General features: G+C 60.2%; 20 protein-coding genes. 4 read left to right on the top strand and 16 right to left on the bottom strand.

Translation table 11 applies throughout. From position 1 onward, the window contains the following. Positions 1–226: 226 nt before the first annotated feature. Both ACZRJ6_RS11420 and lptF read left to right on the top strand, forming a co-directional pair. Positions 227–652 (top strand): DUF4398 domain-containing protein, encoded by a 426-nt coding sequence (locus ACZRJ6_RS11420; protein WP_463968191.1) that lies wholly within the window; start codon positions 227–229, stop codon positions 650–652. A gap of 56 nt (positions 653–708) precedes the next feature. Beyond that, positions 709–1491 (top strand): lipotoxin F family OmpA-related lipoprotein LptF, encoded by a 783-nt coding sequence (gene lptF / locus ACZRJ6_RS11415; protein WP_463968190.1) that lies wholly within the window; start codon positions 709–711, stop codon positions 1489–1491. A 58-nt stretch (positions 1492–1549) separates the two neighbouring features. On the opposite strand, the gene ACZRJ6_RS11410 is transcribed toward lptF, so the two are convergent. The 16 genes from ACZRJ6_RS11410 to ACZRJ6_RS11335 form a co-directional block, all read right to left on the bottom strand. Beyond that, complete coding sequence (locus ACZRJ6_RS11410; RefSeq protein ID WP_463968189.1) at positions 1550–1849, bottom strand: hypothetical protein; 300 nt, start codon at positions 1847–1849, stop codon at positions 1550–1552. 264 nt (positions 1850–2113) lie between these two features. Next, a complete protein-coding gene (locus ACZRJ6_RS11405) occupies positions 2114–2440 on the bottom strand; it encodes a hypothetical protein (RefSeq protein ID WP_149412484.1) in 327 nt (108 codons plus the stop codon). Next, on the bottom strand, positions 2437–3351 hold the full coding sequence (locus ACZRJ6_RS11400; protein ID WP_463968188.1) for an alpha/beta hydrolase: 915 nt from the start codon (positions 3349–3351) through the stop codon (positions 2437–2439). Before ACZRJ6_RS11400 ends, ACZRJ6_RS11405 begins: the two co-directional genes overlap by 4 nt. 48 nt (positions 3352–3399) lie before the next feature. Next, complete coding sequence (locus ACZRJ6_RS11395; RefSeq protein WP_463968187.1) at positions 3400–4677, bottom strand: flavohemoglobin expression-modulating QEGLA motif protein; 1278 nt, start codon at positions 4675–4677, stop codon at positions 3400–3402. A 21-nt stretch (positions 4678–4698) separates the two neighbouring features. Further along, positions 4699–5247, bottom strand: a complete 549-nt coding sequence (locus tag ACZRJ6_RS11390) for a hypothetical protein (RefSeq protein ID WP_463968186.1) — start codon at positions 5245–5247, stop codon at positions 4699–4701. A gap of 18 nt (positions 5248–5265) precedes the next feature. Then, the gene (locus tag ACZRJ6_RS11385; protein ID WP_463968185.1) at positions 5266–5970 is read right to left on the bottom strand and encodes a TetR/AcrR family transcriptional regulator; all 705 of its coding nucleotides are present in this window, start codon (positions 5968–5970) and stop codon (positions 5266–5268) included. A 106-nt stretch (positions 5971–6076) separates the two neighbouring features. Then, positions 6077–7579: a lysine--tRNA ligase gene (gene lysS, locus ACZRJ6_RS11380; RefSeq protein WP_463968184.1), complete on the bottom strand. Its 1503-nt coding sequence runs from the start codon at positions 7577–7579 to the stop codon at positions 6077–6079. Positions 7580–7658: 79 nt separating this feature from the next. Beyond that, a protein-coding gene (gene prfB / locus ACZRJ6_RS11375; protein WP_463968183.1) for a peptide chain release factor 2 occupies positions 7659–8754 on the bottom strand; the annotation gives its coding sequence in 2 pieces (ribosomal slippage) (positions 7659–8681 and positions 8683–8754; 1095 coding nt in all). A 114-nt stretch (positions 8755–8868) separates the two neighbouring features. Beyond that, a complete protein-coding gene (locus tag ACZRJ6_RS11370) occupies positions 8869–9870 on the bottom strand; it encodes a diguanylate cyclase (protein WP_463968182.1) in 1002 nt (333 codons plus the stop codon). 51 nt (positions 9871–9921) lie between these two features. Continuing rightward, positions 9922–10932 (bottom strand): chemotaxis-specific protein-glutamate methyltransferase CheB, encoded by a 1011-nt coding sequence (gene cheB, locus ACZRJ6_RS11365; RefSeq protein ID WP_463968181.1) that lies wholly within the window; start codon positions 10930–10932, stop codon positions 9922–9924. Next, positions 10929–13196, bottom strand: coding sequence for a response regulator (locus tag ACZRJ6_RS11360; RefSeq protein ID WP_463968180.1), 2268 nt, complete (start codon positions 13194–13196; stop codon positions 10929–10931). Before ACZRJ6_RS11360 ends, cheB begins: the two co-directional genes overlap by 4 nt. After that, the gene (locus ACZRJ6_RS11355; RefSeq protein ID WP_463968179.1) at positions 13193–13891 is read right to left on the bottom strand and encodes a chemotaxis protein CheW; all 699 of its coding nucleotides are present in this window, start codon (positions 13889–13891) and stop codon (positions 13193–13195) included. The genes ACZRJ6_RS11360 and ACZRJ6_RS11355 overlap by 4 nt, the downstream gene beginning before the upstream one ends. Next, positions 13888–15153 carry a CheR family methyltransferase gene (locus tag ACZRJ6_RS11350; protein ID WP_463968178.1) on the bottom strand — a complete coding sequence of 422 codons (1266 nt, stop codon included), beginning with the start codon at positions 15151–15153 and terminating at the stop codon, positions 13888–13890. The genes ACZRJ6_RS11355 and ACZRJ6_RS11350 overlap by 4 nt, the downstream gene beginning before the upstream one ends. After that, positions 15143–15673 (bottom strand): chemotaxis protein CheW, encoded by a 531-nt coding sequence (locus ACZRJ6_RS11345; RefSeq protein WP_463968177.1) that lies wholly within the window; start codon positions 15671–15673, stop codon positions 15143–15145. The genes ACZRJ6_RS11350 and ACZRJ6_RS11345 overlap by 11 nt, the downstream gene beginning before the upstream one ends. Next, positions 15673–17235 carry a methyl-accepting chemotaxis protein gene (locus ACZRJ6_RS11340; protein WP_463968424.1) on the bottom strand — a complete coding sequence of 521 codons (1563 nt, stop codon included), beginning with the start codon at positions 17233–17235 and terminating at the stop codon, positions 15673–15675. The genes ACZRJ6_RS11345 and ACZRJ6_RS11340 overlap by 1 nt, the downstream gene beginning before the upstream one ends. A 208-nt stretch (positions 17236–17443) precedes the next feature. Continuing rightward, entirely contained in the window at positions 17444–18154 is a 711-nt protein-coding gene (locus ACZRJ6_RS11335) for a tellurite resistance TerB family protein (RefSeq protein ID WP_463968176.1), read from the bottom strand. A gap of 190 nt (positions 18155–18344) precedes the next feature. On the opposite strand from ACZRJ6_RS11335, the gene ACZRJ6_RS11330 reads away from it, so the two are divergent. Both ACZRJ6_RS11330 and ACZRJ6_RS11325 read left to right on the top strand, forming a co-directional pair. Next, positions 18345–19256 (top strand): LysR family transcriptional regulator, encoded by a 912-nt coding sequence (locus ACZRJ6_RS11330; protein WP_463968175.1) that lies wholly within the window; start codon positions 18345–18347, stop codon positions 19254–19256. Positions 19257–19388: 132 nt separating this feature from the next. After that, positions 19389–20846, top strand: coding sequence for a gamma-aminobutyraldehyde dehydrogenase (locus ACZRJ6_RS11325; protein ID WP_463968174.1), 1458 nt, complete (start codon positions 19389–19391; stop codon positions 20844–20846). The last annotated feature ends 30 nt before the right edge of the window (positions 20847–20876 follow it).

Below are 20876 nucleotides of genomic sequence, written 5' to 3'. Positions count from 1 at the left end.
GAATACCTCTGCGCAATGCAAAAGTTCCAACATTTAAATGCTGACAGTCCCGCCAAATAGTTTTTTAGGCAAATCGCCATCTTCTCTGAACTATTCAAAAAAGCCTTAGGTCACAACCAGTAAGCCATCACTTGGAACAGCCGTTTGAAAGGTGTTCTGAGCTTTACCGCCAGACCACGCGCGCTGCCCACCGAAGATGGATTTGATGTTTTTCAGGAGGTATCCAATGGAGTTGAAGACCATGAAGACCAGCATTGCCAAATCCTCATTTAACCACCTGCGCGGGCTCAAGTTGGCCGCGCTGGCAATCGGTACCAGCTTCGTACTGGCCGGTTGCGCCGGCAACCCACCGACCGAGCAGTACGCCGTAACCCAATCGGCGGTGAACAGCGCAGTCAGCGCTGGCGGTACCGAGTTCGCAGCGGTGGAAATGAGGTCCGCCCAGGACAAGCTCAAGCAAGCCGAAATTGCCATGCACGACAAGAAGTATGACGAAGCTCGTCGCCTGGCCGAACAAGCCGAATGGGACGCTCGCGTAGCAGAGCGTAAGGCCCAGGCTGCCAAGGCTGACCAGGCTGTGAAGGACTCCCAGAAGGCTGTTCAGGAGCTGCGTAACGAAGGTATGCGCCCCGCTGCTACTCAGCAGCAGTAAGCCAGCAACCCGTGATCGCATTGCACCCGAAATCGAATTGAAAGGACGACACCACTATGCGTAAACAATTGATGATCCCTGCCCTGCTGGCGATGAGCGTTGCTCTGGCGGCTTGCTCCACCCCGCCGAACGCGAACCTGGAAAATGCACGGACCAACTACTCGGCCCTGCAATCCAACCCGCAAGCGACCAAAATCGCCGCCCTGGAAACCAAGGACGCCAGCGAATGGCTGGATAAGGCTGACAAAGCCTACCGCGACAAGGAAGACGAAAAGAAAGTCGACCAACTGGCCTACCTGACCAACCAGCGCGTTGAAGTGGCCAAGGACACCATTGCCCTGCGCGAATCCGAAGCCAAACTGAAAGGCGCCGGCGACGAACGTGCCCGCGCCCTGCTGGAAGCCCGTGATGCGCAGATCAAGCAGCTGCAAAACAGCTTGAACGCCAAGCAGACCGAACGTGGCACCCTGGTGACCTTCGGTGACGTGCTGTTCGCCACCAACAAGGTCGACCTGAAATCCAGCGGTCTGGTAAACATCAACAAACTGGCGCAATTCCTCCAGGAAAACCCGGATCGCCAGGTAATCGTTGAAGGCTACACCGACAGCACCGGTGCCGATGCCTACAACCAGAGCCTGTCCGAGCGCCGCGCCACTTCGGTCCAGGTTGCACTGATCAAGATGGGCGTTGACCCGCGCCGCATCGTGACCACGGGTTACGGCAAGGAATACCCGGTTGCCGATAACGGCAGCGTTTCGGGCCGCGCCATGAACCGCCGTGTTGAAGTGACCATCTCCAACGACAACCAGCCGGTCAAACCACGTTCGTCGGTTCAATAACCGATCGACTGTCGTTGGACTAAAAAGCCCCCTTCAATGCAAGGGGGCTTCCTTTTGCCTACCCGAAGCTGATATTCCGGCCACTGTCATTACCTGGCATCATGGCCTGCATGCCCTGCTGGCCGCGCATCATCTGCTTCATTTTTTCCAATATGTCGGCCTGATCACCGCCTGCTGCGCCGCCGCCCTGGCTACCACCGCCTCCTTGAGCGCCGCCCGCACCACCCAGCATTTTCATGAGCATTTCGAGCAACTTCTGCTGATCCATTCCCCCTGGCTGGCCAACCTGCTGTCCGCCACCCATCCCTTGCATGCCTGCGCCCGCCATGCGCCCAATGCCACCAATTCCCATACTCATATCCGCACTCCAACATTAACTATTCGTAAGTTATCTATCAGCGGCGCTGACAATCTGTTCAGTGGTTTCTTATGGGAAATGGTTCCAGGCGCTAGCTTTTTCTGAAAGTGGATGTCATGCGCGGGTAGAGAAAACTCATCTGGGTAGGCGCAGTGAGTGCTCAGGCGGAGGGCGGGGGGTACAAGCGGTTAGCCGAGTGTTCGATTTCGTAGGAGCCTCCCGTGGACAGGAGCACAACACGCCCCTGCCCACGTGCAACCGCTTTTACTGCTGCAACTGCGGCGTTTCCTGGCCAATGCAGCGCACAGCCTGCTTCTTGCTGTTCACCAATACACCGCTGAGGCCTTTCTGTTCCGTATCGAACATCACCAGCACGCCGTCAACGCACTGGGCCACCTGGGCAGCCGGCGTCAGGGAGATCTTGTAATCCTCGCCTGGAACAGTCTTGAGCATGGTGAAGTCACTGAGCAGCAAGGCATCCTCAGGTTTGGCAAAGTGCAGGTAGCCGTAATACCACAGGCAGCCAACGGTACCGATGATAGTGCCAATACCGGTGAGAATCAGGGGGATTGCGTTGCGTTCTTCGCTCATTGCGGGCTCTCTGATGATTCATCTTTTAGATTCGGGGCGGGCCGGTAATTGGGGATTTCCCCCAGGCGGCGCAAGCCATCGAAATGCTGCGGGTCGTCAAGATAGCGCAGCATCACGGTTTGCCAGGTCTTGTCGGCGAAGGTCTGCACATGACCTCCACGGGTCAGTTGCAGCACCCTCGGCGGGGGCGCAGCTTGATACAGACGGATGCCGTTGGAAAGGGGCACGATCGGATCATCCATACTGTGGAACAGCAGTTTCGGCACACCGGTCAGTTGCGCCATGGCGTTGATTGCACTGTCGGCATCCGGCACCAGCCAGGACAATGGTACCTGGAACGGCCATGTTAACCAGGACGTGCTCAGGGCGAACTGCCCTACATCACGATAACTGGCCGGAACGCCATCCAACACCAGGGCCTTGAGCTGGCGCTGACGCTCAGGATGCTCCACCAGGTAATGCACCGCCAGCGCGCCGCCCAGGCTCTGGCCAAGAATGATCAGCGGTTGGCCCTGGGTTTCTGGCGCCTTGTCGATCCAGCTGAAAGCTGCGTCCAGGTCCTGATAAATCGCTGGCAGCGAGGGTTTGCCTTCGGACAAGCCGTAGCCGCGATAGTCCAGCAGCAGCACTTGATAGCCCTGCTCCGGCAACCACCAACTGCCACCCAGGTGCCAGGCCAGGTTGCCGCCGTTTCCGTGCAGGTGCAGCACTGTGCCCTTGAGCGGCACACCGGTCTTGGCTGGCAACCACCAAGCGTGCAGCTTGATGCCGTCGGCGGTGGTGAGGGTGATGTCGCGGTATTGCAGGTGAGCTTTTTCCGGGGTGAACGGCAGGCCCGGCTCTGGGTAGAACAGCAGGGAGCTGCAGCCGTTCAGGGTCAGTAACAGGCAAAGAATACCGAGGATTCTCATCCGTTGAAGCCTCTGTAGTGAGCGGGCATGTCGGATCGCCACAGGCGATCAGAGAATATTGGAGTAATCCGCTTCGATCCGGTCCAGGCTCAAGTGGTTGAGAAAGTTGGAGAAGCACATCCACGCCGCCAACGCGTTCATGTCGCGAAACTGCTCCGGTAGATACTTGGGCGGCACCACCAGGCCTTCATCCACCAATTGGCGCAAGGTACGCATGTCTTCCAGGGTGGTCTTGCCGCAAAACAGCAGCGGCACTTGCTCCAGCTTGCCTTTACGCACAGCCAACTGAATGTAGTTGTAAACCATGATAAAGCCCTTGAGGTAGGACAAATCCTTGGTAAACGGCAGACCCGTAGGCGTAGATCCACGGAAGACCCGGCTGGCATTGCCGTAGCTTTCGGCCATTTCAAAGCCCTGTTCACGGAAGAACTCGTAGACCTGCAAGAAATCAGCGCCCTCTTCCACCATATGAATGGCGCGGGTGCGGTTAGTCAGTTTGCGCAGGCGGCTGGGGTAGGAGGCAAAGGTGATGATCTCCATCAGAATCGCCAGGCCTTCCTGGGTCACGGTAGACGAGGGCGGGCCCTTGGACAGGAACGTGCAGATCGGCTGATTCTGGCCGTTGAGGGTAGTGCCGACATGCACCAGACCTTCATGGACTTCCAGGGCACGCACGTCGCGCTCGTTGAACATCGCATCGGCGCGGATCTTGATGTAGTCGGCACCCGCCGCCGCATCGGCGACGATGCCGTCGGATTCAAATACGCGGATGGTTTCTTCCGCCTCGCCAAACACTTTGTTCAGACGGCTTTGCAGCAGGCTGACAGCGTCCTTGGCGGTCAAGGTCTTGGCTTCGTCCTTGAGATCACCACGGCCATCAATGTTATTCAGGTAATCGGAGAGCATCAGGCCGAGGTCGGCCAGGGTCGGGTCACCGGCATGGAACGCATCGGAGGCGGCGCCATACAGCTCCTGGGAAATCAGGCCGAAATCTTCGGTGCCGCGGGCTTCGAGCATGCGCACCACCATGCGGTATTCCTTGCACATGCGCCGCATGATCTGCCCAACAGGGTTGAACTGGCCGAGCTGGCGGGTGATGTCGCGCTCGATGTTCTGGAACTCCAGCTTCACCGCACTGGAATCGAACGACAGCGGCCGGTTCAGGTAATAGTCGCGGTCTACGGCCGGCATTTCCTTGCCTTTGCCCTTGAGGAACCCCTTGCGGATGTTGTCATCCCACTTTACGGCGTCGAGGACGCGAATCGGTGTTTGCGCCAGCACAATGCGATCAGACAAGGTGCGTATCGTCTGCTGGTAATCGTCCACCCGGTGCTTCCTCTCTAAACGTTATTTGCCTGCACGCTGATAGCGTACGGCTTCGACGAACACGTCGGCATTGGCCGGATCATCCAGGTAGGCAAACACCTGGCTCATGGGACTGTCGATCAGTACACCATCACCCTCCACGGTTTCTACCGCAGCACCGCTTAAGGCTTTCTGCCCGATAGCCTGGTTGATCTGCTCAAGGTCGAGGTTGTAGACCACCAGTTCGTGCTTTTCATCGAACTCAAACCCCGCCAGGATGAAGTGACCGTCAAACTTGTCAGGCAATGACGCCGACAGGTACCAGCGGTTGCCATGGCGGGACACGCTGAACAGGTATTCATCACGCGCCCCTGGCTTGGCTTTAGGGTAGCTCACAGCTTTATAGCGATTTTCGCCAGCGCGGCTGATTTGCAGATTGAGCGGCTCACCCCAGGCGTTCTTGCTCGCCCACTTGCCAAGCAAGGCATCAGGCGCCACCTCGCTGGCCGGCAGGGGATCCTTGAAGGTCACCAGGCAACCGCTGAGCAACAGGAACGACACGGCGATCACGACCACACGCCAGGCTTTCATTGAGTACTCCTACAAGGGTTATACCGAAGCCAACACCAGATGCATGTAACGTTTGAGTATCTCAAGCATCTCGTCGCTGGTCAGAGGCTCTAATCCGCCCAGCAGGCCCTGATATTCCATCCGACCGATAATCGCCGTCAACACTTTGGCATCCTGTTGCGGCTCGCGAGAGCCCAACACCTGGAAAAACTGGCAAGTGCCCTGCAACAGGATTTGCTGGTGAGAGCGTACCAATTCGGCCAGGCGCGGGTTCAACAGCGCTTCCTGGCGAAATGCCTGCTCAGCCATCAAGTACTCGCGACGGGTCAGCAACTGGCGATGGACATAATCGGCAGTCAGCCGCGCAATATCATCGGCCAACTGCGAACGGGACTGCGCACTGCCATCACCGTAGGCAACCATTTCCCGCAGCAGACCTTCGTTGCGCACCCACAGCTTGCCCATGAACGCCGCGCTGCGCTCCACGTACTGGGCGAAGGTGTCGGTGAGCAGGTCATCGATATCCTTGAAGTAATAGGTGGTGGCCGACAACGGCACACCCGCCTCTGCCGCCACCGCCCGGTGACGCACGGCGCGGACACCATCACGCACAACGATGCGCATGGCCGCATCGAGAATGTCTTGCCGGCGCTGCTCGCTGCCCTGTCGGCTGGCCTTGCGGCCCTGGTACTGAACACTTTCAGCCACGGCAGCGGCGATGCCGGCGGCGCCTTCTTGAGCCATTACGCAGTTCACCACACACATCCTCGATACAGGTTAAAAGCCTGGCGCTTGTGCAGGCCCCATAAAAAAGCCGCCTTATAAAAGGCGGCTTCAGATTTCGCTACGGTTATGCTTCTGGCCGCATGTGCGGGAACAGGATCACGTCGCGGATCGACGGTGAGTTGGTCAACAACATCACCAACCGGTCGATGCCGATGCCTTCACCGGCGGTCGGCGGCATGCCGTACTCCAGGGCACGCACGAAGTCGGCGTCGTAGTGCATGGCTTCGTCGTCGCCGGCGTCCTTGTCGGCCACCTGGGCCATGAAACGCTCGGCCTGGTCCTCAGCATCGTTGAGCTCGGAGTAGGCGTTGGCGATTTCGCGGCCGCCGATGAACAGCTCGAAACGGTCGGTGACGTTCGGGTTGTCATCATTACGACGGGCCAGCGGCGAGACTTCGAACGGGTACTCGGTAATAAAGTGTGGCTGTTCCAGCTTGTGCTCCACCAACTCTTCGAAAATCATCACCAGCAACTTGCCCAGGCCTTCGAAGCCCAGCACCTTGGCGCCGGCTTTCTTGGCGATGGCGCGGGCCTTGTCGATGTCGGTCAGGTCGGCTTCGGTCAGCTCAGGGTTGTACTTGAGGATCGAATCGAACACCGACAGGCGCACAAACGGTTCGCCGAAGTGGAACACCTTGTCGCCGTACGGCACGTCGGTGCTGCCCAGGACCAACTGCGCCAATTCGCGGAACAGCTCTTCGGTCAGGTCCATGTTGTCTTCGTAGTCGGCGTAGGCCTGGTAGAACTCCAACATGGTGAATTCAGGGTTGTGACGAGTCGAAACGCCTTCGTTACGGAAGTTGCGGTTGATCTCAAACACTTTTTCAAACCCGCCAACAACGAGCCGCTTGAGGTATAGCTCAGGCGCGATGCGCAGGAACATTCCCATGTCCAGCGCGTTGTGGTGCGTTTCGAAAGGCTTGGCTGCGGCACCACCGGGGATGGTTTGCAGCATCGGCGTTTCCACTTCGAGGAAGTCACGCTGCATCAGAAAAGCACGTGTGTGGGCAATCACTTGCGAACGCACGCGGAACGTATGGCGCACATCTTCGTTGACGATCAGGTCAACATAACGCTGGCGGTAGCGCTGCTCAGTGTCAGACAAACCGTGGTGCTTGTCCGGCAGTGGGCGCAGGGATTTGGTCAGCAGGCGCACGTTGGTCATTTCAACGTACAGGTCGCCCTTGCCGGAACGGGCCAGGGTGCCTTCGGCTGCGATGATGTCGCCCAGGTCCCAGGTTTTCACCGCGGCCAGGGTTTCTTCGGTCAGGGTCTTACGGTTGACGTAGACCTGAATCCGCCCGGACATGTCCTGGATTACCATGAACGAGCCACGGTTGAGCATGATGCGACCTGCCACCTTGACCGGGATAGCAGCCTCTGCCAGCTCTTCCTTGGTCTTGTCCGCGTACTGTTTCTGCAATTTTTCGCAGTAGGCGTCGCGACGGAAGTCGTTGGGGAAGGCATTGCCCTTGGCGCGCTCAGCAGCAAGCTTTTCCTTGCGCAGGGCGATAAGGGAGTTTTCTTCCTGTTGCAGGGCTTGCGGGTCGAGTTGTTGGTCGCTCATGTCTTTTGAAATTCCATCACAGGTTCGTTGTCCCCAGCCTTCGGCTGGGGATCGCCGGCAAACCGGCTCCTACAGTGCCTTACAGGCCTTGTTTCAGACTGGCTACCAGGTACTCGTCGATGTCGCCGTCGAGGACTTTATCGCAGTCACTGCGTTCGATGTTGGTGCGCAGGTCCTTGATTCGCGACGCGTCAAGCACGTAGGAGCGAATCTGATGACCCCAGCCGATGTCAGACTTGGTGTCTTCCAGGGCCTGGGAGGCGACGTTGCGCTTCTGCACTTCCTGCTCATACAAACGGGCCCGCAACATTTTCATCGCGGTGTCTTTGTTCGCATGCTGGGAACGTTCGTTCTGGCAGCAGACCACGGTGTTGCTCGGTACGTGGGTGATACGTACGGCCGAGTCAGTGGTGTTTACGTGCTGACCACCGGCACCCGAGGAACGGTATGTGTCGATGCGCAGGTCCGACGGGTTGATGTCGATTTCGATGTTGTCATCGATTTCCGGCGACACGAACACAGCCGAGAACGAGGTGTGGCGACGGTTGCCGGAGTCGAATGGACTCTTGCGTACCAGGCGGTGTACGCCGATCTCGGTACGCAACCAACCAAAGGCGTATTCACCCTTGATGTGGATGGTCGCACCCTTGATCCCGGCAACTTCACCGGCAGACAGTTCCATGATGGTCGCGTCGAAACCGCGTTTGTCAGCCCAGCGCAGGTACATGCGCAGCAAGATGTTGGCCCAGTCCTGAGCCTCGGTGCCACCGGAACCGGCCTGGATATCCAGGTAGGCGTTGTTGGCATCCATCTCACCGCTGAACATCCGGCGAAATTCGAGTTTTTCCAGGGACTCGCGCAGGCGCTCGACTTCAGCGGCGACGTCATCGACGGCAGCCTGGTCTTCTTCCTCGGCGGACATCAGCAGCAGGTCCTTGGCATCGGCCAGACCTGAGTGCATCTCGTCAAGGGTGTCTACGATCTGTGCCAGCAGGGAGCGCTCGCGCCCCAGTTCCTGGGCATAGGTAGGGTTGTTCCAGACACTAGGATCTTCAAGCTCGCGATTGACTTCAGTCAGACGCTCATGCTTTTGATCGTAGTCAAAGATACCCCCGAATAGTTTCGGAGCGCTCGGACAGGTCCTTGATACTGTTAAGGATCGGGTTGATTTCCATGGCGGGCAGCACTCGTTGGCGAACTTTTGAAAGCCGAAGAGTATAACGGCAAACGCCTGAAAACGGCAGTCCGCTTGGTCGATTCTGGCTAGGGGGCGCTGCCCCCTGGCCTATTTACTCGATGCCGACCTGATTGCGCCCGTTGTGCTTGGCCAAATACAACCCCTTGTCCGCCGCCGAGATCAACTGCCGGCAATCCGTGCCCTGCACTGGCGTCATGGTCGCCAAACCAATGCTGATGGTCAGGCTCGCGCCTTCAGCCGGGGCTATATGAGGGATTTTCAGGGCTGCGACGGCCTGCCGCAGCTTTTCGGCCACTAATCGCGCACCGCCAGGTGAGGTGCCGGGCAGAACCAGGGCAAACTCTTCACCGCCGTAACGGGCCGGCAGGTCCGAGGGGCGGCTGCTGGAGTCGCGAATGGTCGCGGCCACCTTGCGCAGGGCTTCGTCACCTTCCAGGTGGCCGAAGCTGTCGTTGTAGGACTTGAAGAAGTCCACGTCGATCATCAGCAGCGACAACTGAGTCTGGTCGCGCATGGCGCGACGCCATTCCAGCTCTAGGTACTCGTCGAAGTGCCGACGGTTCGACAGCCCGGTCAAACCGTCGGAGTTCATCAGCCGTTGCAACACCAGGTTGGTGTCCAGCAGTTGCTGCTGGCTGACCCGCAGCGCTCGATACGCCGCATCCCGCTGCAACAGGGTCATATAGGAGCGCGAGTGGTAGCGAATGCGGGCCACCAGTTCGATATTGTCCGGCAACTTGACCAGATAATCATTGGCCCCGGCCGCAAACGCCGCGCTTTTGATCAGCGGGTCTTCCTTGGTCGAGAGGACGATGATCGGAATACTCTGCGTGGCCGGGTGGTTACGATATTCACGCACCAACGTCAGGCCGTCGAGGCCCGGCATCACCAAATCCTGGAGAATGACCGTCGGTTTGATGCGGATCGCCTGGGCGATCGCCTGGTGCGGATCAGCGCAAAAGTGGAAGTCGATATTGTCCTCATGGGCCAGGCCACGCCGCACGGCTTCGCCAATCATCGCCTGGTCGTCGACCAGCAACACCATGGCGGCGTTTTCGTCGGTCTTGAAGTCGTCGAGCTGTAAATTATTCATGTGCAGTCACCTGAATTACTACCTGCAGGCCAGGCCAGCGAGTGATATCGGTCATTTTGCGAATACCTCCAGCAATCGTGGCGCGATTCTGTCCAATGGGCGAATTTCAACAGCCGCGTCTATCGCCGCTGCCGCTTTGGGCATGCCATAAACCGCACAGCTTTGCTGATCCTGAGCGATGGTTAGATAGCCTTGCTGACGCATCAATTTGAGCCCCTGGGCCCCGTCGCGCCCCATGCCGGTCAGCAATACACCGACGGCATCTCCGCTCCAGTAGCTGGCAACACTCTCGAAAAACACGTCGATAGACGGACGATAAATCTCGTTCACTGGCTCGGCGGTGTAGGCCAGCGTGCCGTTTTTCAACAGCCTAATATGATGATTGGTACCGGCCAGCAGCACCACGCCACTTTGCGGCGGCTCGCCTTCACATGCCAGGCGCACCGGCAAGCCCGAAGCGCTGCTCAGCCATTCGGCCATGCCAGCGGCAAATACCTGGTCCACATGCTGCACCAGCACGATGGCCGCCGAAAAATCCCGTGGCAAGCCCTTGAGCAAGATTTCCAGGGCCGCCGGACCGCCGGCAGACGAGCCGATGGCCACCAGGCTCTGGCGTTTTCCCATGGCCCGCTGGGGCACCGACTCGGCACGCACACGGCTGCCGCGCTGACCGATCAGCCAGCCAATATTGAGGATCTTGCGCAGCAGCGGCGCCGCCGCGTCCTTGGCGTTGCCCACACCCAGCGCCGGGGTATCCACCACGTCCAGGGCGCCATGGCCCATGGCCTCGAAGACGCGGCTGACATTGGCCTCGCGGTCCACAGTGACAATGACAATGGCGCATGGGGTCTCGGCCATGATTTTCCGGGTCGCTTCCACGCCGTCCATCACCGGCATGATCAGGTCCATCAGGATCAAGTCCGGCGTCAGTTCGGCACAGCGCTGCACCGCCTCCAGGCCGTTGCTGGCCACCCACACCACCTGATGGGCCGGCTCAAAGTTCAACGCACGGCGCAATGCCTCTACCGCCATGGGCATGTCATTGACGATAGCAATCCTCATGCCCGGGCGCCTCCGATCAGTTCCACCACCGCATCCAGCAGTGTGTCGTCATGGAAGCTGGCCTTCGCTAGATAATAGTCGGCGCCAGCGTCCAGTCCCCGGCGCCGGTCCTCTTCCCGATCTTTGTAAGAAACCACCATCACCGGCAGCGATTGCAGGCGAGTATCACGGCGCAAGAGTGTGACCAATTCAATACCGTCCATGCGAGGCATATCAATGTCAGTAATCAGCAGGTCGAAGTCTTCGGAGCGTAAGGCGTTCCAGCCATCCATGCCATCGACGGCGACCGCCACGTCATACCCACGGTTGAGTAATAGCTTGCGCTGCAATTCACGTACGGTGAGCGAATCATCCACCACCAGAATACGCTTGCGCGCCACTTCGGCAGCCTGCTGAGTACGCCGGGCGATGCGCTCCAGTCGGCCGGTATTCAATAGTTTGTCCACCGAACGCAGCATGTCCTCGACATCGACGATCAACACCACCGAGCCATCATCGAGCAAGGCGCCGGCAGAGATATCCTGAACCTTGCCCAAGCGATCATCCAGCGGCAATACCACCAGCGTGCGTTCGCCGATAAAACGCTCCACGGCAATGCCGTACACCGCATCCCGCTCGCGGATCACCACCACCTTAAGGGTTTCCTCGTTGCTCTGCCCCGGCGGGCGTTGCAGCAACTGGCTGGCGGCCACCAGGCCGACATGCCGGCCCTCGTGCCAGAAATGCTGGCGGCCTTCCAGTTGCACAATCTCGTCGGGCTCCAGGTTGCACATACGTTCGATATGGGCCAGGGGAAAGGCGTAGGCCTCTTCGCCAACTTCCACCACCAGGCTGCGCACCACCGACAAGGTCAGCGGCACTTCCAGATGGAAGCGGCTGCCCTGCCTCGCCGTCTGCTCCAGCACCACCGCGCCACGCAGTTGGCGGACCATATGCTGCACCGCATCCAGGCCGACCCCGCGCCCGGAGACTTCGGTGACCTTGTCCCGCAGGCTGAAGCCCGGCAGGAACAGAAAAGTCAGCAGTTCCTCTTCACTCAGGCGCAGGGCAGTTTCCAGCGGCGACAAATGCCGGGCTACGATAGTGCCGCGCAAGCGCTCAAGGTCCACGCCGTTGCCGTCGTCACTCAGCTCCAGCACCAGCAGACCCGCCTGGTGCGAGGCTCGCAGGCGGATCAAGCCTTCAGCCGGCTTGCCCGCCAGCAGCCGCTGCTCAGGCATTTCGATGCCGTGGTCGACGGCATTGCGCAATAAATGGGTCAACGGGGCTTCGAGTTTTTCCAGAACGTCGCGGTCAACCTGGGTCTTCTCGCCTTCAACTTCCAGGCGTACTTGCTTGCCCAGACTGCGGCCCAAGTCGCGGACCATCCGCACCTGCCCGGCCAGCACATCGGCAAACGGTCGCATGCGACAGGCCAGCGCCGTGTCATAGAGCACCTGGGCGCGCTGCCCGGCATGCCAGCCGAACTCATCCAGCTCGGCGGTTTTTTCCGCCAGCAGCAACTGCGCTTCACTCAACAGGCGGCGGGTGTCGGCAAGGGCTTCCTGGGCTTCCAGGCTCAGCTCGACGGCCTTGAGCTGGCCGTCAAGGTTATCCAGGGCGCGGGCACTGTTGCTCTGAATACGCTTGATACGTTGCAGGCTGGCCAGGTAAGGCTTGAGACGCTGGGTTTCCACCAGGGATTTGCTGGACAGGTCCAGCAGGCTGTTCAAACGCTCAGCGGTGACCCGCAGCACGCGCTCACCGCCTTCGGTCATGGGTTTGCTCTGCCGTGGTAAGTCGGCGCTGACCAGTGGTGCAGGCTCAGGTTGCGCATGCACGGGCGGCTCAGGCAGCGGCGGTGGTGCGGGCGGTACGACCTTGGCAGACAGCTGCGACGGATCGAGTAAACGCTCCATCAGCGCCACATAGGATTGGACGTCCATCGGGCCGACAGTGTTGCCGGGAGTGGCAATGCGCATGAGCAAGTCCGTGCCTTGCAACAACGCATCAATATGTTCGGGTTGCAGGTACAAACGCCCTTCCTGGGCGCTGACCAGACAATCTTCCATGACATGGGCCACGCTGACGCCAGCATCCACCCCGACAATCCGTGCCGCGCCCTTGAGGGAATGGGCGGCGCGCATGCAGGCTTCGAGCTGGTCGGCCTGGGTTGGGTTGCGTTCCAGGGCCAGCAGGCCGGCGCTGAGCACTTGGGTCTGTGCGTCGGCTTCCAGGCTGAACAACTCCAGCAGCGAGGCATCGCGCATCTGGTCGGGGGTCATGTGAGACTCCGGGTCACGGCGGACAACAATTGTTCTTCGTCCAGCCAGCGCAGGCTGCGGCCTTTGAACTGCAAGACGCCCTGGGTGTAACGGGCGCTGGCCTGGGTGCCGGAGGCAGAGGCCGCTTTCAAGATGCGCTCGTCGATGGCATGGATACCGTCCACTTCATCCACCGGCACCACCACCGGACCGTCAAGCGCTGCGATGATCAACATGCGCGGCATGATCCGCCCGCCGCTCGAGCCGTTGCTAGTGCTGTCCAGCCCCAGTAACTCCACCAGCGACAGGCAAGCCACCAGGGCGCCGCGCACGTTGGCGACGCCGAGCAACGCCCGGGAGCGCTGGTGGGGTAAGGAATGAATCGGCTGCAACGGCGCCACTTCTACCAGGCAGCGCGTGGCGATGCCCAGCCATTCCTCGCCGAGGCGAAACATCAGCAGCGAGCGGGTGACGACATCGCCGTGCGCTTCCACAGCCGCCACCGGACGATGGTCGTCCTGTTGCAAGGCATAGCGGTCCAACAGCCGGGTAGCGGCGGCGGAATACACCGCACAGTTGCGGCAGTGAATGTGTTCGACCAACAACGGGCAGGATCTGCCGCCATGGATGCCGATGCGATTCCAGCAGTCGTCGATGGCCTGAGTGTCGGCCAGAGCCAGATTCAGACCAGTGTCCAGGGAGGTAGGGCTGCTCATTGTTTACGCTCACTGTCAGCGGCTCGCTCGCTGCGCGCCGCTCGGGCCTGCAAGCGACGGGCACCCGCCGTGTCGCCCTGGGATTGGAGCAAGGCGGCCAAATGCATCAAGGCCTGCGGGTGCTGGGGTTCCAGATACAAGGCTTTTCGATAGTACCCCTGGGCTTCCAGGGCGCTGCCGGCCACGTCGCTGAGCAGCCCCAACCAATAGAACACCTGCGCCGCCGGCGGATGGCTCTGTAGATAACGTTCACAGGCGGCACGGGCGTCAAGGCTTTTGCCTTCATTGGCCAGGGTCGCGATCTGGCTGAGCAGATCGGCTGCGTCCGACTGTACGGGCGCAGCCTTGATCGGCACCACCTGCGCAGGGGCTGAAGTGAAAGGCCGGGGCTTGACGGGAATCGGCGCTGCGCTGCGTTGGGGCACGGGTGCCGCCATTGGCACAAAAACCGGCTCCGGCGCAGGCTCAATATGGCGGCTGAAAGCAAAGGACTGCGGCACACCAATCGAGCGCATGCCCAAGCGGCCCAGCAGGCTGCCTTCGGCGGGGCCGATAAACAGCACGCCGTCGACATGGGTCAGGCCTTTAAGCACCTCGAACACCTGATTCTGGGTCGGCTGATCGAAGTAGATCAGCAGGTTGCGGCAAAACACGAAGTCATAGGTCGGTTCATTGGCCAGCAACTGCGGGTCCAGCAGGTTGCCCACTTGCAGGCGCACTTGCTCGCGCACCCGGTCGGCGATGCGATAGCCGTCATGCTCGACGCTGAAGTGGCGTTCGCGAAAATCGAGGCCCTGGCCACGAAAGGAATTCTTGCCATACACCCCGTGCCGCGCCCGCTCTACCGACAACGGGCTGACGTCCATACCCTGGACCTTGAACTGATGGGGCGCCAGCCCGGCATCGAGCAAGGCCATCGCAATAGAATAGGGTTCTTCGCCGGTGGAACACGGCAGGCTGAGGATGCGCAGGGCACGCATCTGCTTGATCTCGGCCAGGCGCGCGACGGCGAGCCGGGCCAGGGTGGCGAAGGATTCGGGGTAACGAAAAAACCAGGTCTCGGGGACGATCACCGCTTCGATCAGTGCTTGCTGTTCCTCGCTGCACGTCTGCAGGCGCTGCCAGTATTGATCGGCCGTCAGCCCCTGCAACACCAGGCTGCGCTGGCGCACGGCGCGTTCGATGATGGCTTCGCCCACCGAGGCGACGTCCAGGCCGATGCGTTCTTTAAGGAAGTCGAAAAAGCGTTGGTCACTGCTCATCACACACCCCAGGGGTCATGTCAGGGGCGAACAGCAAGGCGCGCACCTCGGCCGTCAGCAGGTCGGCGACACCAATCCACTGCATCAAGCCTCGTTCGTCTTCGCGCACCGGCCCCAGGTAGGGTGCCTGGCGATTGTCCAGGCCGTAGGGCTGGAAGTCGGCCGGGTCGCAACGCAGGGTGTCGGTGGCCTGTTCAAGGATCAGACCCAGCCAGCATGCATCCATCCAGGGTTCGGGCCGATAGTTGACCAGCACCAGACGCGTGCTGGTGCGGGCCTGGGCCGCTGCGCCGAAGGTCAAGGCGCTGAGGTCGATAACCGGCACCATCACCCCGCGATGGACGAAGATCCCGGCCACCCACGCGGGTGCATGGGCGATGGGTTTCAATGGCAGGCGCGGCAGTACCTCGGCCACTTCCGTGGCTTTGAGGGCATAACGCTCAGTACCGATGTAGAACACCAGGAACAATGCTTTTTTCGCTGCCGACACGGCACCGCCTTTAACCGCCAGATCGCTCATCAGACTTTGAAACGCGACACGCCACTGCGCAGGCCGACCGCGACCTGGCTCAGCTCATCAATCGCAAAGCTGGCCTGGCGCAAGGACTCCACAGTCTGGCTGCTGGCATCGCCCAATTGCACCAGCGCATGGTTGATCTGCTCGGCACCGGTGGCCTGGGCCTGCATGCCTTCGTTGACCATCAACACCCGCGGCGCCAAGGCCTGGACCTGATGGATGATCTGCGACAGCTGCTCGCCCACCTGTTGCACTTCGAACATGCCACGGCGCACTTCTTCAGAGAATTTATCCATGCCCATCACCCCGGCCGAGACCGCCGACTGGATCTCACGGACCATCTGCTCGATGTCGTAGGTGGCCACGGCAGTCTGGTCCGCCAGGCGTCGCACTTCGGTGGCAACCACGGCAAAACCGCGGCCGTATTCGCCGGCCTTCTCGGCCTCGATGGCAGCGTTGAGCGAGAGCAGGTTGGTCTGGTCGGCGACCTTGACGATGGTCACCACCACCTGATTGATGTTGCCTGCCTTCTCGTTGAGGATTGCCAGCTTGGCGTTGACCAGGTCGGCGGCGCCCATCACCGAATGCATGGTTTCTTCCATGCGCGCCAGGCCTTGCTGGCCGGAGCCGGCGGCAACAGAGGCCTGATCGGCAGCGGTGGACACTTCGGTCATGGTGCGCACCAGATCCTTGGAGGTCGCGGCGATCTCCCGGGACGTGGCGCCGATTTCGGTGGTGGTGGCGGCCGTTTCGGTAGCCGTGGCCTGTTGTTGCTTGGAGGTGGCGGCGATCTCGGTGACCGACGTAGTGACCTGCACCGACGAGCGCTGGGCCTGGGACACCAGGGCGGTCAGCTCGGTCATCATGTCGTTGAAACCGGTCTCCACGGCGCCAAATTCGTCCTTGCGATCCAGGTTAAGGCGCTTGCTCAGGTCGCCGGTGCGCATGGTTTCGAGGATGTCGACGATGCGTTTCATCGGCGCCATGATCGCGCGCATCAGCAGCAGGCCGCAGAGGCCGGCGGCGAGGATCGCCAGGATCAGCGAGATGCCCATGCTGATTTTTGCCGCCGACACTGAATCGTCGATGGCGTTGGTGGCGCGGTCGGCCACATGTTTGTTTTCAGTGATGAGGTCATTAAGCCTCATTCGCCCATCGGTCCAGGCTGGCGTCAGTTGCTCATCAAACAGCTCTCGTGCAGCCGCCAGGTCGTTGCCCTGGATTTTTTCCAGTACGCCGGCCAGCATTTTTTTATAGGTCTGGTGGGCCGTCTTGAAGTTATCAAAATCCAGACGATCCGTTTGACTGTGGATGGTTTTTTCGTAGTTGGCCATCTGCTGTTCGATACGCGTTTCGAAGGCCTTGTAGTCCGCCTTGTCGGCGTCGGTGAAGCCCTTGTCCTCACGCAGACCAATAAGCTCGAGGGTCTGCAGGTAGCTATCGACCCAGGCGCTGCGAATCATCGAACTCAAGTAGACCCCAGGCACTGCATCATCACGGACCACTTTCTCGCTGCTCTCGATCTTCAGCAAGCTTGAGAACGAGACCACCACCATCAGCAACATGATGGCGATAATGACCGCAAAGCTCGCCAAAATCCTTTGGCGCAAGGTCCAGTTCTTCACAGTAATTCCTCGTGGGCCATTCAAATGGAGAGGAGTATAGCTGAGCAGGTGGCATCATTATCAGAGGGTTGCGGGACAAGTCTCACGGAATACAAAAACACCCCGGAGCAGTAATGCAGCCGGGGTGTTTGGGATGTGGACTGTGAGGTCAAACCGTTGCTTGGCGCACCTGCTTTTCCAACTCGGCCTTGAGACCTGGCTCCAGCTTCAGTTGGCGGGCCAATTCATCGAGGTAGGACTTTTCCATGAAATTCTCCTCATCCACCAGCATCACGCTGGCGATGTACATCTCGGCCGCCATTTCCGGGGTGCTGGCGGCACGGGCGACGTCGGCGGGGTCCAGGGGTTTGTTGAGTTCGGCGTGCAGCCAGTGTTGCAGCTCCTGGTCATTGTCCAGTTTGGTGAACTCGCCTTCGATCAGCGCCCGCTCGCGTTCGTCGACATGACCATCGGCCTTCGCCGCAGCGACCAACGCCTTGAGAATCGCCTGGCTGTGCTGTTCAACCTGGGCCGGCGGCAAGCGATCAATAGTCTGCGGTTCACCTTGTGGCGCGCTGGCCTGTTGCGCCTGCCAGTTACCGTAGGCTTTGTAGGCAATCACACCCAACGCCGCGAGGCCGCCGTAGGTCAGGGCCTTGCCGCCAAAGTTGCGGGCTTTTTTGTTGCCCAGCAACAGGCCCATGGCCCCGGCCGCCAAGGCGCCGCCGCCTGCTCCGCCCAGCAGGCTGCCGAGCCCGCCACTGCCGAGCAAACCGCCCAGGGCACCTTTGTCAGCACCTTTGTGCTGACCGCCAGCCTTGTTTTTCAGCATGTCCTGGCCGGACTTGAGCAACTGATCGAGCAATCCACGGGTATTCATTCGTAGCCTCCAGACACTAGGGTTCATAGGACCAATAGGCCCCCAGCGTAAAACTAAGTGCCAAAAAGCCCCGATCTAGAGTGCTTCCAGATGTAACGCGCTCTTGCAGCTTAAAGCTTGCAGCTGCCCTTCTCTAAAACCGATATACACTCGAGCAAATCTATAAAAACACTCCACTGGTAATTCCAGCATGATGACCTTGCGTCAGATCCGTCACTTCATCGCCGTGGCCGAGACCGGCTCGATCTCCGCCGCTGCCCAAACCGCGTTCATTTCCCAGTCCACGCTGACCCTGGCCATCCAGCAACTGGAACAGGAAATCGGCGTCAACCTGTTCAACCGCCACGCCAAGGGCATGACCCTCACCCACCAGGGCCATCAGTTCCTGCGCCAGGCACACTTGATCCTCGCCACCGTCGACAATGCCAAGCGCAGCCTGCAACAGAGTACCGACCAGGTGGCCGGGCAACTGATCATCGGGGTGACCAGCCTGGTGGCCGGCTATTATTTGGCCGATTTGCTGACCCGCTTCCAGCGCGCCTACCCAAACGTCGAGCTTCGGGTGATGGAAGATGAACGCCCGTATATCGAGCATTTGCTGGTCAGCGGCGAAATCGATGTCGGCGTGCTAATAGTCTCCAACCTCGAAGATCGTCATGCCTTGCAGACCGAAGTCCTCACGCACTCACCCCACCGCCTGTGGCTACCAGCCCAGCACCCGTTGCTGGAACACGACAGCATCAACCTCGCCGACGTGGCCCGCGAGCCGCTGATTCAATTGAACGTCGACGAAATGGACCACAACGCCCAGCGCATGTGGGCCGGTGCAGGGCTGCAACCCCGCGTCACCTTGCGCACCGCCTCCACCGAAGCGGTTCGAAGCCTGGTGGCAGCAGGCTTGGGCGTGTCGATCCAACCCGACATGACCTACCGCCCCTGGTCCCTGGAAGGCGACATCATTGAGGCACGGCCAATTGCCGACCTCAGCCAAACCCTCGACGTCGGCCTGGCCTGGCGCCGGGGCACGGCGCGCCCGCCCCTGGTGGACCCGTTCCTCACCGTGGCCCGTGAACAACCTCACCCGCGCAAGCCATCTATTTAATCGAATGCTGCTTTCAGTATTTAGTATTTGTTGACCTCGCGCCTGACCTCTAGTCTCTGCTCATCCATAAGAGAAGGTCAGGCGCCTTGCAAGAGACCGCCCATGACCACACAAGAAAAGAGATCGCGAAAAATGTCTGGCGCGCCCACACCGCTGCTCACCGCGTTGCTGATCGACGGCGAACTGGTCCCAGGCCAGGGTTTCGTCGAACCAATCGTCAACCCGGCCACCGGTGAAATCCTCACCCATATCGCCGAAGCCAGCACCGAGCAGGTCGAATCCGCCATCCTCGCCGCCCACCGCGCCTTTGCCGGCTGGTCGCGAACCACGCCACAGCAGCGTTCGAACATTCTTCTGGGCATCGCCGATGCCATCGAAAAACAAGCTGACTATCTGGCCCGCCTGGAATCGTTGAACTGCGGCAAGCCGTTGCACCTGGCGCGCCAGGACGACTTGAGCGCCACCGTCGATGTGTTCCGCTTCTTCGCTGGCGCCGTGCGTTGCCAGACCGGGCAACTGAGCGGCGAATACCTGCCGGGCTACACCAGCATGGTGCGCCGCGACCCTATCGGGGTCGTCGCTTCGATTGCGCCGTGGAACTACCCGCTGATGATGGCCGCCTGGAAAATCGCCCCGGCCCTGGCCGCCGGCAATACCCTGGTATTCAAGCCATCGGAACACACGCCGCTGTCGATCCTCGCCCTGGCGCCCGCGCTGAACCAATTGCTGCCGCGTGGGGTGATCAACATTCTGTGTGGCGGCGGTGAAGGTGTTGGCAGTCATCTGGTCAGCCACCCAAAAGTGCGCATGGTGTCGCTGACCGGCGATATCGTCACCGGGCAAAAAATTCTGCAAGCCGCGTCCAAGACACTGAAACGCACCCACCTGGAACTGGGTGGCAAGGCGCCAGTGATCGTCTGCAACGACGCCGACCTGGCGGCCGTGGTCGAGGGCGTACGCGCCTACGGTTATTACAACGCTGGCCAGGACTGCACCGCTGCGTGCCGCATTTATGCCCAGGCGGGAATTCACGACAAGCTGGTGGCCGATCTCGGCGCGGCAGTCAGCAGCCTGCGCTTTGCCGGCAAGCGCGACGCCGACAACGAACTCGGCCCGCTGATCAGCACCCGCCAGCGCGACCGCGTGGCCAGCTTCGTCGAGCGCGCCCTCGGCCAACCCCATATCGAACGCGTGACCGGCGCGGCCGTGCATTCCGGCGCTGGCTTCTATTACCAGCCGACCTTACTGGCTGGCTGTAAGCAGAGCGATGAAATCGTCCAGCGCGAAGTGTTCGGCCCGGTGGTCACCGTGACCCGCTTCGACGAACTGGAGCAGGCGGTGGATTGGGCCAACGACTCGGAATACGGCCTGGCTTCCTCGGTGTGGACGCAGAACCTGGACAAGGCCATGCAAGTGGCGGCGCGGCTGCAGTACGGCTGCACCTGGATCAACAGCCATTTCATGCTGGTCAGCGAAATGCCCCACGGCGGCTTGAAGCGCTCGGGGTATGGCAAAGACCTTTCCAGTGATTCGCTACAGGACTACAGCGTGGTGCGCCATATTATGGCGCGCCATGGCCAGCATCTTTAAAACAACAACATAAGCTCACGCATCACCTGC

Source organism: Pseudomonas sp. C321 (genome assembly GCF_055407105.1).
The sequence above is the reverse complement of the archived record's forward strand: the minus strand, read 5'-3'. Positions and strand labels throughout refer to the sequence as shown.